11 protein-coding genes, 2 tRNA genes and 1 pseudogene are annotated in these 13,499 nt (G+C 68.7%); 10 read left to right on the top strand and 4 right to left on the bottom strand.

What is annotated here, in order from left to right; genetic code table 11:
- The first annotated feature begins 574 nt into the window (after positions 1-574).
- From FJK98_RS32190 to FJK98_RS32170, 5 genes and pseudogenes are all read left to right on the top strand, one after another.
- Positions 575-665: transfer RNA gene (locus tag FJK98_RS32190), tRNA-Ser, on the top strand.
- A 35-nt stretch (positions 666-700) separates the two neighbouring features.
- Positions 701-773: transfer RNA gene (locus tag FJK98_RS32185), tRNA-Arg, on the top strand.
- A gap of 358 nt (positions 774-1,131) precedes the next feature.
- The gene (locus FJK98_RS32180) at positions 1,132-2,550 is read left to right on the top strand and encodes a helix-turn-helix transcriptional regulator (RefSeq protein ID WP_240762502.1); all 1,419 of its coding nucleotides are present in this window, start codon (positions 1,132-1,134) and stop codon (positions 2,548-2,550) included.
- A 13-nt stretch (positions 2,551-2,563) separates the two neighbouring features.
- Positions 2,564-3,046 carry a GNAT family N-acetyltransferase gene (locus FJK98_RS32175; RefSeq protein WP_240762500.1) on the top strand — a complete coding sequence of 161 codons (483 nt, stop codon included), beginning with the start codon at positions 2,564-2,566 and terminating at the stop codon, positions 3,044-3,046.
- Positions 3,047-3,085: 39 nt separating this feature from the next.
- Positions 3,086-3,316 (top strand): annotated as a pseudogene (locus FJK98_RS32170) (creatininase family protein); the annotation flags it as partial.
- 77 nt (positions 3,317-3,393) lie between these two features.
- On the opposite strand, the gene FJK98_RS32165 reads toward FJK98_RS32170, so the two are convergent.
- Positions 3,394-3,585, bottom strand: coding sequence for a hypothetical protein (locus tag FJK98_RS32165; RefSeq protein WP_145922357.1), 192 nt, complete (start codon positions 3,583-3,585; stop codon positions 3,394-3,396).
- Between the two features lie 298 nt (positions 3,586-3,883).
- Here FJK98_RS32165 and FJK98_RS32160 point away from each other — a divergent pair, with 298 nt between their 5' ends.
- Positions 3,884-4,891: a hypothetical protein gene (locus FJK98_RS32160; protein ID WP_145922356.1), complete on the top strand. Its 1,008-nt coding sequence runs from the start codon at positions 3,884-3,886 to the stop codon at positions 4,889-4,891.
- A 40-nt stretch (positions 4,892-4,931) separates the two neighbouring features.
- Here FJK98_RS32160 and FJK98_RS32155 read toward each other — a convergent pair whose 3' ends face one another.
- From FJK98_RS32155 to FJK98_RS32150, 3 genes are all read right to left on the bottom strand, one after another.
- On the bottom strand, positions 4,932-5,792 hold the full coding sequence (locus FJK98_RS32155) for an IS3 family transposase (protein ID WP_240762498.1): 861 nt from the start codon (positions 5,790-5,792) through the stop codon (positions 4,932-4,934).
- Positions 5,789-6,097: a transposase gene (locus FJK98_RS34480; protein WP_240762496.1), complete on the bottom strand. Its 309-nt coding sequence runs from the start codon at positions 6,095-6,097 to the stop codon at positions 5,789-5,791. The genes FJK98_RS32155 and FJK98_RS34480 overlap by 4 nt, the downstream gene beginning before the upstream one ends.
- A 304-nt stretch (positions 6,098-6,401) precedes the next feature.
- Positions 6,402-7,184, bottom strand: a complete 783-nt coding sequence (locus FJK98_RS32150) for a DUF4145 domain-containing protein (protein WP_145922355.1) — start codon at positions 7,182-7,184, stop codon at positions 6,402-6,404.
- Positions 7,185-7,665: 481 nt separating this feature from the next.
- Between FJK98_RS32150 and fxlM the strand changes: the two genes are divergently transcribed.
- From fxlM to FJK98_RS32130, 4 genes are all read left to right on the top strand, one after another.
- Positions 7,666-8,844: a methyltransferase, FxLD system gene (gene fxlM / locus FJK98_RS32145; RefSeq protein WP_240762494.1), complete on the top strand. Its 1,179-nt coding sequence runs from the start codon at positions 7,666-7,668 to the stop codon at positions 8,842-8,844.
- Positions 8,845-8,914: 70 nt separating this feature from the next.
- Positions 8,915-9,109 carry an FxLD family lanthipeptide gene (locus FJK98_RS32140; RefSeq protein WP_145923113.1) on the top strand — a complete coding sequence of 65 codons (195 nt, stop codon included), beginning with the start codon at positions 8,915-8,917 and terminating at the stop codon, positions 9,107-9,109.
- Positions 9,110-9,184: 75 nt separating this feature from the next.
- A complete protein-coding gene (locus FJK98_RS32135; RefSeq protein ID WP_145922354.1) occupies positions 9,185-12,226 on the top strand; it encodes a lantibiotic dehydratase in 3,042 nt (1,013 codons plus the stop codon).
- Positions 12,223-13,452, top strand: coding sequence for a lanthionine synthetase C family protein (locus tag FJK98_RS32130; protein ID WP_145922353.1), 1,230 nt, complete (start codon positions 12,223-12,225; stop codon positions 13,450-13,452). The genes FJK98_RS32135 and FJK98_RS32130 overlap by 4 nt, the downstream gene beginning before the upstream one ends.
- Positions 13,453-13,499 lie beyond the last annotated feature (47 nt).

Here is a 13,499-nt window from a genome sequence, read left to right as displayed (position 1 = left end):
CCGCCCGGGTGCGGGGGGTGCGTCGTGTGGCCGGCGTCCGCGTGGTCGTGGGGCGTGCCGCGGCGTCGGGCGTCGCGGGGGTGGCGTCGGTGTCGTCGGTGGGTCGTCCGCCGCGTCGGTCGGCTCCGTCGCCGGCCGGCCCCCGCCCGCACGGCGCGGTCGGGCGGGAGCCGCCGGCGGCGGTACGGGCGACTCGGCGGCAGGCGGTTGGAACAGCACGGCCGGTGCCGCCTTCGTCGGGCGGACCCGCTTCGGCCGGGGCGTCGCGTCGTCGGCGGAGGGCTGCTGCTGCCGGGGCGGTGCGGGCGGTGGCGTGAAGGTCGCCTCCGGCGAGCGGCGACGCGCCCGGTCACTGGCGGGGCGGCGGGGCGGGTCGCTCGGCGGCTGCTCCTGCATGGAAAAGGAGCGTAGCGGCGAACGTGACCTCGCACACGCGGGAATACGCCGCGCCGGGCGGTGCGGCGGCACCCCCCGGCGCGGCCCCACCAGGGGTTGCCGCCCGTCGGGATAGTCGCTTTGCCCCGGGTGGGGGCGGACCTGTATCCTCGTCCGCGGTGGTCCGCAGGGTCACCGAGGAGACTTCGCCTAGTCTGGTCTATGGCGCCGCACTGCTAATGCGGTTGGGGTCTTAAAGCCCCTCCCGGGTTCGAATCCCGGAGTCTCCGCGCAAAACCGGTTGTGTAGACTGGTCGAGCACCGGGCGCCCGTAGCTCAATGGATAGAGCATCTGACTACGGATCAGAAGGTTAGGGGTTCGAGTCCCTTCGGGCGCACAAGATCATGAGGGGTCTGACCTGCCGGAATGGCGGTCAGGCCCCTTTGCGTTTCTGTCCCTTGTGGTCGGTTGGGTGCTCGGTGGGTGCTCGTGCGACGAGCATCCCTCACGTCCGGGCCTGTCCGGTGCGCGGTTGTCGTGTCCGGCTGGGTTTTGATCATGGTTTGGCGTACTGACCCTGACGCCCGGATGCTGGGACGGCTTCTCTTGGCAATCTGCAACGCACCAGGTTGGTTCGCGGCATGTCGAGCTGTTTGTGGCAGGGCTGGTGTCTGGGTAATCCGTCGCGGTCGTTTTCGGCTAGTGTCACGTTGCCGTGAGGGATGTGTAGCGAACGGTGATCGCCGCCTCCGGTGATGGTGGAGGGCATCTTCGTGGATCCGCAGCAGATCAGTGACATGAAGCGGTCGCTTGGGCGGGGACTCGCTGGTTGGCGTCGGAGGCGTGGCCTGACTCAGGATGACGTGGCGCGGCGGGTGCATAGCACGCGAAGCACGGTGGCCAATGTCGAGAGCGGCCGGCAGGTGGTGGACCGGGTCTTCTGGGTGCAGTGCGATTCGCTCCTTCAGGCCAGCGGTGAGTTGATCACAGGCTATGACGAGTACCGCTTCCTCGAGGTGCGGCACAAGGAAGAGAAAGCCGAGGCGGCGCGCCAGGCCCGGTGGGGAGCGGTCCTCGATCATCAGGCGATCGTCGAGGCGAGTGCAGCCGACCGAGGCCAGGACCGCCACACGTCACTTGTGTCGGCGGTGTCCGGTCCTGCTAATGGGCTTCGCCGTGATCGTCGGTCGACTAGCTCCGCTGAAGTTGGTTTCCCGGCCGTCATGGACGAGGTCGGCGGTCTGCGCCGCTCGCTTCATGAGGCCCTGAGCATGGGGGCGGTCACTGCGGCCGGACTCGATGAGTGGGAGCGGATCGTCGCCCACCACGGCCGTGCGACTCGTGATCACTCGACGGGCACGCTGCTGCGAGAGATCGCTGGTGACCTCGGCGAGTTGACGGAGCTCATCGGGCGGAGCCCGTCCGCTTCCGCTCTGCGTCGTCTGACCGGAATGGCCGCGCAGATGTCTGGTCTGATGTGCCTCGTCCTGTGCAGGATCGACGACAGGACCGCAGCGTCTCAGTGGGCGCGTACGGCCCGGCTCGCGGCCGTCGAGGCGGACGACCCGGTGACTCGATCCTGGGTGCTCGCGCAGGAGGCCCATGTCTACTACTACAGCGCAGACTTCCGCGAGACTGTGAACCTCGCACGCCACGCGCAGGACGTCGCCGGACCTGAGGCGTCGGTGGGGACCGTGCTGGCGGCGGCGATCGAAGCACGGGCGTTGGCCGCGATGGGGAAGCGTGAGGAGACCCGGGCCGCTCTGGGGCACGCCGAGGGCCTCTTGTCCCGGTTGGAGGGAGACTCACTGAGTGCCTCCGCGTTCGGTTACAACGAGGCCCAACTCCGTTTTCACGAGGGGAACGCCTATACCCGTCTGAGGGTGGTCGATGCGGCGCTGGCCGCGCAGGATCGGGCACTCGAACTGTGTTCCCCTGGTGACTACACCGACTGGGCACTGACTCGACTGGACCGTGCCATCTGCCTGACCAGGATGGGTCAGGCGTCTGATGCGGTGGAGTCGCTCGCGGAGACGATCGGGAGCCTCGACGGGGCGAAGCGTCAGGGCATAATCGCCGAGCGAGCGCGCATCGCGCTCGACGGGCTTCCTCCCACGCAGCGCTCATCCTCTACCGCACGAGACCTCCGAGCAGCCTTGGCTGACGTTCGATAGGAAGGGCAGTTCCTTGACCCTGGTAGCAGCCGCCGAGCCCGTCCACGTCGATGCGGTCGTCGTACTGCTCGAAGAGCTGGACAAGTTCTACGGCGACACCGACGTGGAGCCGCTCGATGTGCGGGTGCGCCAGATCAACGAGGCGCTGTTCGGTGACCCGCCCCTGGCTTTTGCCGTGCTGGCCTGGGACGCCGAAGCGCTGGTCGGGCTCGCGACGTACTCCTTCCTGTGGCCCGCAGCCGGCCTCACCCGCTCGCTCTACCTGAAGGAGCTGTACGTGGCGGAGACGGCCAGGGGACGCGGCGTCGGGAAGCTCCTCATGGACCGCCTCATCGAGATTGCGGCCACGAACTCCTGCAGCCGGATCGAGTGGACCACCGATCGCGACAACACGCAGGCGCAGCGTTTCTACGAGAAGCTCGGTGTCGCACAGAACGGCGACAAGATCTTCTACCGGCTTGAGGACCAGCTTCTGCCGATGACAGATGCCAGGTAAGGGTGCGTTGCTGACCGTGATGGTCGCGGGAGACGCGGAATGATCGCGGACCTTATGACCACGGCGACGACCACAGATGCAGCCACCCAACGCGCGGACGTCGCCGTACTGCTGGTGGGCAGTTTCGCGCAGCACGGCGATCACCTATCCCTACTGACAGACACGATCGTCGCCTGCACCATCGCGAAAGCCGCAGCCGCCGCATACGACCTGATGCTCCTGCCGCCGGTGACCATCAGCTGCTTGCAGGAACACACCGGCAGGCCCGGCGCTGCAGTGGAGAGCACGCCCCCCAGACCCGGCTAGGTAAGCGGTGCCCGGTCCAGAGAAACCGGGCACCGCTTCCTCTAGTCGATCATGATGTGCATGCCACCGGCCGCCGTGAAGAAGATGATCGCGGCGGTTTCCAACCCACCTTTCGACCCGGCGGCGAGGGCGAGGCCCCCCGCGACCGCGATGATCATCGCCCACCGCAGCGGGAGACGACGGGGTTCCTGCTCACGCTCGCCCCGGTCGGGGGAGTCTCGTAGGCTGGTCATTGACGTTCTCCTGGTACTCGAGATACGCGGTGAGCGACGTCATAGAGCGGTCCCCGGTGGCTGCCGGGGGCCGCTCGTCCTGGTCATCAGGTCGGTCGCTTCCCGCCCGAGCCGGTGGCCCGGCTCCATTGACCAGCATGGTGGCGCTCTTTCAAGATCACGAGTATGCTGTGAGTACGGCTTGATCCGCCTGTGATGCGCAACGTGTCTAGCGTAGCGTTTATAGGCGGATCAAGAGGTTCAGATCTAGGGGTGAAAAATTTCTATCAAGATTTTTTCCTGGGACGATCTTGTCCCTTTGACCGCCAGCGACGCAGTCAAGCTGGCGAACCGGCGAGCCAAGGCCACGAAGCTTGAAACCCTCGCTCAACGAGCCGCGATTGCGTTCACCCAGATATCCGGCCTCCGCGACCGTGTCCTGATCAGGCCCGAGTTCATGTGCCGGACAACTCCGGCCCCCCTCGAGGGCGAGCCCTCAGACCGGCGTCTGCCCAACAGGGCCGAACGGCCACCGGCAACCCGCCTGGTTTCTCCCCGTGGGATCGCGTTGCGGCTGTATCTGACAGCGCTCTTGGAAGCGCAGACCCGTTCGCCCGGCGAGAAGCCGACGAACCACCGGCCGCTAGCCGACCCAGATCGCCCCAGCTGGTTAGAGCTATTCGCGGTGCCTGCCGAGCGCTACGCAGGCAAGGTGGTAACCAGTCCTCGCGACAAGCGCATCCGGCAACTCCAAGACGCGATCCAGCGACTCGCCAGCCCTGAAATCCAGCTGGTCGACCTGCCGAACCTCGCCAAGGCCACGAAGAAATACGAGGGCTTCACCCTCCTGCTCGAACAAGGGCGCCCATACGACGGTGGCGACAATGATCCCTACACCGTCCCCCAGGTGACCCGCCTGCCGTACCTACCCACCAGCTTCTTCCTCAACGGCTGGGTCCACGTCCTCGAGGACAGCGAGATCGTCTTCCTGCTGATGCTGGCCTGGCTTCGCTACCGGTGGCCGGCGGCGGAATACCACTTCCTCAAAGGCGAGTGGAGGATCCTTCACTTCGGGCTGGGCCGGGACACCTACCAGGCCCACCAGATGCTGGAGCGACTCGGACTCGTCAACGTTCAGGAGGATGAGAACCGCGACATCTTCCAGCCAGGGCTCATCCACGGGTACGACAAGAACAAGGCCCCGAAGCTGCACCGCTTCAAGCTGCTCAACGAAGGTTTCGACCAGCCGGCCTTGCCCACACTTCTGAGCACCATCGACCGACGCCTCGCCACCCGTGCCGGTATGACCACCCCGGCATCCGCATGAGCGACCAGGGGTCTGCTGCACCGATAGGTGACAGTTTCAGTCACGCGGCCTGACTGGCCGGTGGGGTCATGATGGTCTCGTACTCGATGGGGGTCAACCGGGACAGGGATCGTTGGCGTCGGCGGTGGTAGGTCCGCTCGATCCAGGTCACGATCGCGGTCCTGAGTTGCTGGCGGGTGGTCCAGGTTCGGCGGTCGAGGACGTTGTTCTGTAGCAGGCCGAAGAACGATTCCATGGCGGCGTTGTCGCCGGCGGCGCCGACTCTGCCCATCGACCCGGTCATGTGGTGTTGGTGGAGGGCGTGGACGAATTTCCGGCTGCGGAATTGCGACCCGCGGTCGGTGTGCAGCACGCAGCCGATCACGTCACCGCGGCGGGCTACGGCGTTGTGCAGGGCGTTGACCGCCAGGCGGGACTTCATTCGTGAGTCGATGGAGTAGCCGACGATCCGGTGGGACCACACGTCCTTGATTGCACAGAGGTAGAGCTTGCCCTCGCCGGTGCGGTGTTCGGTATGTCGGCCAGCCACAACCGGTTCGGGCCGTCTGCGGTGAAGTCCCGCTGGACCAGGTCGTCGTGCACTGGCGGAGCGACCTTGCCGCCCTTGCCCCGACGCTTGCGCTTGCTGAACGCGCTGAACCAGCCCATGCCGGAGCAGATTCTCCAGGCGGGTGCGCTCGACCATCGGCTGGCCGGCGGCGCGGGCCTCGTCGGCCAGGAACCGGTAGCCGAACTTTGGATCGTCGCGATGGGCGTCGAACAACGCGTCCGTCCGGTACGCCGCAGCCAGTTCGGCGTCGCCGACGGGCTGGGCGAGCCACCGGTAGTAGGGCTGACGAGCGATGTTCAACACCCGGCACGTCACCGCGACGGGGATCCCGTCAGCGGCCAGCTCGCTCACGAGCGGGTAGAGCCTTTTCCCGGCAGGCTCGCCTGCGACAGGTAGGCCGCGGCCCGGCGCAGCACCTCGTTCTCCTGCTCGAGGAGCTTGATCCGCTTGCGGGCCTCGCGCAGCTCGGCCGAGTCGCTGCCGCTGACACCCGGTCTGGTCGCGGCGTCCACGTCAGCCTGGCGCATCCACTTGAACAACGTCATCGGGTGGACTCCGAAGTCCTTCGCGATCTGCTCGACCGTCGCGCCAGGGTCCCGGTCACGGGCCACCCGCACAACATCATCGCGGAACTCTCGGGGGTAGGGCTTGGGCACAGCGACATCCTTCCAGCCTGCCCGCAGGGCAAGCCATCTCAGATGTCACCTACCAGTGCAGCAGACCCCAGCTAGGCCTGGCCTACTGCTCCCAAGACCGCGCTCCTGATGTCCAGGGCCTCGCTCGACGTGAGCGCGGACGACAGGCGGGGTGCTCGTGAGCCTTCCTGCGCGGTGAAGCCCATCAATGGGGCCTTGGCGCGCGGGTGCCCGCCCAGCGACACCGCCATCCGGGACCGGGATCGCTTGCTTCCGGCACCGGCTCCGCCGCCGCCGCTGATCGGACCGTCCGTCAGGGCGCCTTTTAGGCGCTGGTACGGCGGGCCACTGGGCGTGGCGCTGGGCCTTTGCGCTTGTTGATCAGCGCGGCCCGCCGCCTTAGGTCCGCGTCGCTCGGGTCGTAGAGCAGCCGCAGCGCGTGACTGAGCAACTGAGCCGATTCCAGGACGTCCGCAGTGGTGAGCCGGGAGTCGTGACTGCCGGCGTTGCCTAGCCACTTGATCGCTAGCAGGACGTCAGCGACGTCCGGATCACGTCTGCCGAACTCCAGAATGCGGTCATGCGCGGTTCGCCAGACCCGCTTCTGAGTTTTGCTGTTCCTGCTGGTCTGTTTGATCTTCTGGTGGGTGAGCAGTTCCTCGACGGCCAGCCGCAGCCGGTTCCCGGCGGCCGGAGCGTCGATCCAGATGACCGCCGCAGCGGCGTCGGTCGCCTGCCGGACGGCGGTCGAGGTTTTCGGCGGGCAAACCACGAGCGCCGGCGCCGGCCGAAGGTAGGTGATCCGGAACCGTTCCACATACTGCTGCTCGGAATCGAAGACCGGGTTGTTGATCACCTCGAAGTCCCCAGCGACCGCGACGGTCTCCCAGCAGCCGGGCGCCGAGCAGGTGAGTCCTGCGGTGAACCGCCCCGCGATCCATTCAGGCTCGAAGAACTCCGGGTGCTCGTGTTGGGCTTGCCGACTGTCACCGGAATGCTGTAGGGCGTACTCGCCGTCCTTACGTAGAAGGCCACGTGAGCAGGTTGGACACGTGATGTCGGGCAGTGAGGTGAACCAGTCAGCGACCGGCAGCAGCGGGTGATCCACGCTGGAAGGCTACTGGGTGAAATTCATCTTCGCGTTCCTGCCCGTCCGGCTCTTTAGAACCATGCCGCCAGGGACAGAGCACTGAACACCAGCGCGTTCCGCGCCGATCACGAACAGAGGAGTCGCCTCTCCCTGCTGCGTGTTTCCAGGATCGACGCCAAGGTCATCGCAATCAGGGACGGCCCGAAACGAGTGATCCGCCAGTGCATGCCTGCGGGGGTGTGCAGGTGGCGGTGACGCCACGTTGGCGGTGGAGGCGGGTCGCACGTCGAAGGTTCGTGTCGAGGGTGTTCGACACGGCGTCGGGGTGCGTCTACTGGTTCCCGGCACCACGGATGCCGGAGGTGCCATGTGGCCGGGCGGCGGCGGCCCGCTCCGCAATCTCTCGCGAAGCCGTTTGCAGGTTGACTTGCTTCGCCAGCGACGGCGACCAACTACATGACCAGGATGTGATGACTTGACTACCGCAAGTGGGAGTGTTGTGCGGGATCCCTTGGCGCTGCGGGCGGCGATGGTGGCGGAGTTGGGAGAGGACACGATCAGGTCGAAGGCGGTGGCTGCGGCGTTCTCGGTCGTGCCGCGCCACCTGTTCGCCCCAGGAGAGCCGCTGGACAGGGTGTACGACTCGAACACCCCGCTGGTGACGAAGACCGGTCCGGACGGCAAGGCGCTCAGCTCGGTGTCTGCGGCGCATATCCAGGCGGTGATGTTGGAGCAGGCCGGGATCGAGCCAGGGATGCGGGTTCTGGAGATCGGTTCGGGTGGGTACAACGCGGCGCTGATCGCGGAGCTGGTCGGCCCGCTGGGGGCGGTGACGTCCGTGGACATCGACCCGGAGATCGTCGCGCGGGCCCGCGCCTGCCTGCAGGCCGCCGGCTACGAGGATCGGGTGCGGGTTGTGCAGGCCGACGCCGAACATGGTGTGTCGGAGCAGGCGCCGTACGACCGGATCATCGTCACGGTCGGCGCGTGGGACATCCCTCCGGCCTGGATCGCCCAGCTGTCCGAGCACGGCCGGATCGTGGTGCCGTTGCGGTTCGCTGGCCTGTCCCGCTGCATCGCCTTCGACCTGGCCGGAGGGCGTCTGGTCAGTCACAGCTACTGCCTCGGAGGGTTCGTGCCGATGCAGGGCGAGGGCACGTACTCCGAGACGCTGGTGCCGATCCACGGTGAGGCGACGTTGCGCATCGACGGGCCGGATCCGGGCTTCGACGTGCCGGCGCTGCGTAAGGCGGTGCACGCGCCGAGGATCGAGCGGTGGTCCGGGGTGGCGTTCGACATGCCCGACGAGCTGGAGCTGTTCGTGGTGACCAGCGCACCCCATGTGCCGTTCCTGTACGCGAGCCAGCAGCTGGTGGACCAGGGCGTGTTCACCCCGGCGGTGACCTACGGCACGGCCGCCGTGGTCGAGGGCGGCAGTCTGGCCTACCGCACGAAACGCGAGAACGAGGACCTCGGCGGGTGGGAGAGCGGTGTCTATGCCTACGGCCCGCAGGCCGAGGCGGTCGCTGACCGGTATGTGGGGCTGCTGCGTCGCTGGGCGGCGGACTTCCGCCGTCGCGGGGCCGCCCGGATCGAGTACCTGCCCACGAGCGCGGGCGTGCCGGACGGCTGGTACGTGCCGAAGCGCCACGGCGTCGTCGCGGTGTCCTGGCGTTGACAGCTACCGGCGTCCCGGCCGGGACGCCGAGTGGATCACAACCCCCTCGAAGGAGGCTGTCTTGTCGATCATGACCGAGGAGCGGATCGCTCCGTCCGTGCCGCCGGTGGCGGTGGACGGGAAGAAGGACGAGTTCGGGCCGGACGACTGGGAGCTGGACATCAGCTTCGTCGAGTCCGGCGAGGGCGTCGACAAGCTGATCTACATGACGAACGACGGGTGCGGCAAGACCTGCCAGTCCGCCTGCACCAGCTGCCCGAAGTAGGACGCAGTTCCGGGGCGCCTGGCCGTGCGGCGAATGCCGCGCGGCCGGGCGCCTCACGTTCGCAGGGGAGGACGCGTGTACCGGCACCTGGACGCGCTGATGGTGCGCGCGACGCCCTGCCCTGCCGACCGGCTGGTCGGCTGGTGGCCGGACCTGATCGGCGCGCAGGACGCAGGGTCGTGGCGGTGGTGGTTGGGGCAGGTGTTCGCGGCACCGCGATTCGCGGCGGCGGTGGAGCTCGCCAGTCCCGTGCTCGCCGACCGTGTCCGCGCGGTCTGCGACGGCCGTGTCGGGGAGGGTGAGGCGCGGCGGGTGGTGATGTCGGTCCTGCGCTACCTGTTGCGCATGCGTGGCCGGGCGACGCCGTACGGCTTCTTCGCCGGGGTCGCGCCCGCCCGCCTGGCCCCGACCACCGCCGTCTGCTTCGGTGACGGGCACCGGGCGGTGCTCCGGGTGCGGGCGGCGTGGCTTTCGGGCCTGGTCGACGGGCTGGAGGCCGATCCGGTGCTTCGGCCGCACCTGATGGTCCGCGCCAACAACCTCCTGACGTGCCGCGACGGGCAGATCGTGTTGGAGCACCGCACCCACCAGAAGCCCGGGAAGCGGACTACCAAGGTGCACGTGCGCGCCGCTGGCCCGGTGCTCGCGGCGCTGACGGCGGCGGCGGACCCGATTCGACTGGGGGATCTGGCCGCCGTGCTTGCCGCCGACCACGGCGCCCCCGTCGGGGTGGTGCATGCGCTGCTCGCGCGGATGGTGTCGCAACGGCTCTTGCTGACCGCACTACGGCCGCCAACCACCTGCACCGACCCGCTGTCCGCCGTCACCGCCGGCCTTCAGCAGGCGATGGCCGACGCCGACGCCGGCACCCCCGGCGACAGCGCGCTCGCCCAGGCGCGTGCGACGCTCGCCGTGCTGCGCACCCTGTCCGAGTGGGCCGTGTCGGACACCGCGACGCCCGGTGCGCGGCTGGCCGAGACGATGACGGGCCTGCACCCCGCCGACGAGCCGCCGGTCGCGATGGACCTGCGGCTGGACGCCGACGTGTGTGTTCCCGAGGTGGTAGCGGTAGAGGTGGCGAGCGCAGCCGGCGCCCTGGTGCGTCTCGCCGCTGCCGGTAATGGGGGGTGGGCGGCGTGGCACCGCCGTTTCCTCGAGCGTTACGGACCTCATGCGGTCGTGCCGGTCCGTGACGCGGTGGACGCTGATCTCGGCCTGGGCTACCCCGCCGGTTACCGCGGCGCTACCTCCGCGCCGCCGCCGGCCCTGACCGCGCGGGACCGGAAGCTGATGGCCCTCGCCCAGGACGCGGCGCTGCGACGCGAGCGTGAGGTCGTGCTCGATGACGTCGCCATCGCCGACCTCAACGGTGGCGCACCCATCGTATCCGTCCAGCCGAGCACCGAGCTGACCGTCACCGTGCATGCCCGTACCACCCGGGACCTCGACCGGGGCGAGTTTCAGCTGGAGGTGGTCGGCGTGTCCCGCAACGCCGGCACCGTCACCGGCCGATTTCTCGACCTGCTCGACCCTGCGGACCGGAAGCGAATGACCGGCGAGTACGCGGCGCTACCGCAGGCGACCCGCGGCGCGTTGCGAGTCCAGGTGTCGGCGGCGGCCCTCTACACGGTCACCGAAGACGTGGCCCGCGCCCCCCACGTGATGCCGCACCACGTCTCGCTCGGGGAATACCACGACAACGCGCCCGACCGGATCGCGTTGGACGACATCGCGGTCACCGCTGACGCCGACCGGATCTACCTGGTGTCGGTCTCCCGGCGGCGCGTGGTGGAGCCGATCGTGCTCAACGCGGTCGAACAGGTGCACTACACCCTGCCGATCGTGCGGTTCCTCACCGAGGCCCCCACTGCCTTCACGGCACCGTGTGACGGCTTCGACTGGGGCGCTGCGAGCGGTCTACCGTTCCTGCCCGCCCTGCGCTACCAGCGGACCATCCTGTCACCGGCACGCTGGCTACTACCAGCCAATGCCCTGCCCGCCCCCGCGGCGAGCTGGCGGGAGTGGAGCCGGGCACTGGCATCCTGGCGTGACACCACCGGCTGCCCGCCGGAGGTGTACCTCGGCGACAGCGACCAGCGCATCCGGTTGGATCTCGCCGAGCCGGCGCATCAGGCCCTGCTACGCGACCACCTGCGCCGTACCCCGACCGCCGTACTGCGCGCCGCGCCCCCGCCTGACACAGCCGGCTGGATGGACGGACGCGCCCACGAGATCGTCGTCCCCCTGGCTGCCACAGTCGATCCGGCGCCACCACCACACACGCTCGCCACCGCACCCGTGGTCGACGTCCGCGAGCACGGGCATCTCCCCGGCGTCGGTGAACACCTCTTCGTCAAGCTGTACGGCCATCCCGACCGGCAGACACCGATCCTCACCCGCCACCTTCCGTCCCTGCTCCGCCAGCTCGACCCACAGACATGGTGGTGGTTTCTGCGCTACGGCGACCCGGATCCACACCTGCGGCTGAGGTTGACCGGTTCCGCGAACCTCGCCACGCTCGCCGAGTGGACGGCCGGGCTGCGCCGCGTCGGCCTGATCGCCCGCGTACAGATCGACACGGACTACCCGGAGACCGGCCGCTTCGGCGGTCCCACCGCCGACACCGCCGCCGCCGGGGTCTTCGCCGCCGACTCCGCAGCCGCCGTCACCCAGTTGGCTGCCATCGACCGTGGACGGGCATCCGATGTTCGTGCGGTGACCGCAGCGAGCCTGCTGCACCTCACGACCGCCCTGATCGGTAACACCACCGCCGGCATGCAGTGGCTGATCGACCACACCCGCCCGCAGCGATCCGCCCCACCCCGCGACGTGTACCAGCGCACGATCACGCTCGCCAACCCCGACCAGACCGGCCTGGACGTACTCGGTGACGGCACCGAACTGCGGGCTGCCTGGCAGCGGCGCCGCGAGGCGTTGACCACCTACCGTGCCACCCTGCACGGCGCCGGGACCGCCGTGGACAGGGTGCTGCCTGACCTGCTGCACCTACACCACACCCGCATGATCGGCCCCGACCCGGACAGCGAACGGGCCTGCCTGCACCTGGCCCGCGCCGCCGCGCTGAGCTGGACCGTCCGCCCCCGGAACGAACCATGAGCCCCGCGCACCCATACGCGCTCGAGGCGTCGACAACCATCGCCGAGGCATTGGCCGATCCACAAGCCATCCCACCCGCATTCGAGGGGCGGGCGAGGCCGCAGTCCCTCGCGGGCGGCGCGGTTGGTATCGCCCTGCTGCACATCGAACGAGCCCGCACCGGCCACGGCGACGACACCATCGCCCACACCTGGCTGAAACTCGCCACCTCCCAGCCGATCAGTACCGGCGGCAACGCCAACCTGTTCCACGGCGCACCAGCACTCGGCCTCGCCCTGCACGCCACCGGCACGACCCGCTATCGGCGTGCGCTGGCCGCACTCGACGACACCGTCCTCGCCCTCACCCGAGCGCGCCTGGCCGCCGCTCATGCCCGCATCGACCGCAGTTATCCGCTGCCGATGCGCGAGTTCGACCTGATCCACGGCCTGACCGGCCTCGGCGTCTACCACCTGCACCGCCACCCCGGCCACCCCGTCACCCGCGACGTGCTCGCCTACCTGGTCCGCCTCACCCACCCTCTACCCGGCCAACACGACACCACTGGACTGCCACCGTGGTGGATGCAGGTCGGTCTGTCCGGCGAACCCGACCCTGGCCACCCACACGGGCACGGGAACCTGGGGGTCGCCCACGGCATGGGTGCCGTCATCGCGCTGCTCTCCCTCGCCGTCCTTCACGACCTGACCACCACCGGCCTACGCGACGCTCTCGCCCACCTCTGCTCCTGGACCGACCAGTGGCGCCAAGACGATAACCTCGGCCCCTGGTGGCCCGGCTACCTCACCCTCGACCACACCGGCCGCCCCGCACCGTCGCACCATCCCCGACCCTCCTGGTGCTACGGCATCGCCGGCACTGCACGGGCCCAACAGTTGGCCGGCATCGCTCTCGACGCCCCCCGCCGGCAGGCAGTCGCCGAACGCGGGATCCTGGCCGCGCTGCGCGACCCGACCCGAACCGACCTCCTCCCCGAGATCGGCCTATGCCATGGCAAAGCCGGCCTGCTCCACGCCGCATTCCGCATGGCGATCGACGCCCGCAGCCCCGCGCTGGCCGCTGAACTACCCAATCTGGCCAGCCACCTCGCCGCCCAGCTCCTGAGCGAGCCGACGACCGACCCGGAACTCATGGACGGCGCTACCGGTGCCGCACTCGCGCTGCACGCCGTCGGCACCGGAACCCCACCCATGTCCGGATGGGACACGGTCCTCCTGCTCGCCTGACACCATCCGACCCGTACACCGGCCCTCACTCCCCGACCCTTGAAGGA

The sequence above is a fragment of the Micromonospora sp. HM134 genome, assembly GCF_007833915.1.
GTDB lineage: Bacteria > Actinomycetota > Actinomycetes > Mycobacteriales > Micromonosporaceae > Micromonospora > Micromonospora wenchangensis.
The sequence above is the reverse complement of the archived record's forward strand: the minus strand, read 5'-3'. Positions and strand labels throughout refer to the sequence as shown.

Bases quoted from the DNA above. Each gene is read 5' to 3' on its own strand.
- FJK98_RS32165 (WP_145922357.1), bottom strand. From the start codon at position 3,585: ATGACCAGCCTACGAGACTCCCCCGACCGGGGCGAGCGTGAGCAGGAA.
- FJK98_RS32180 (WP_240762502.1), top strand. From the start codon at position 1,132: ATGGTGGAGGGCATCTTCGTGGATCCGCAGCAGATCAGTGACATGAAG.
- FJK98_RS32140 (WP_145923113.1), top strand. From the start codon at position 8,915: ATGACCGAGGAGCGGATCGCTCCGTCCGTGCCGCCGGTGGCGGTGGAC.
- FJK98_RS32130 (WP_145922353.1), top strand. From the start codon at position 12,223: ATGAGCCCCGCGCACCCATACGCGCTCGAGGCGTCGACAACCATCGCC.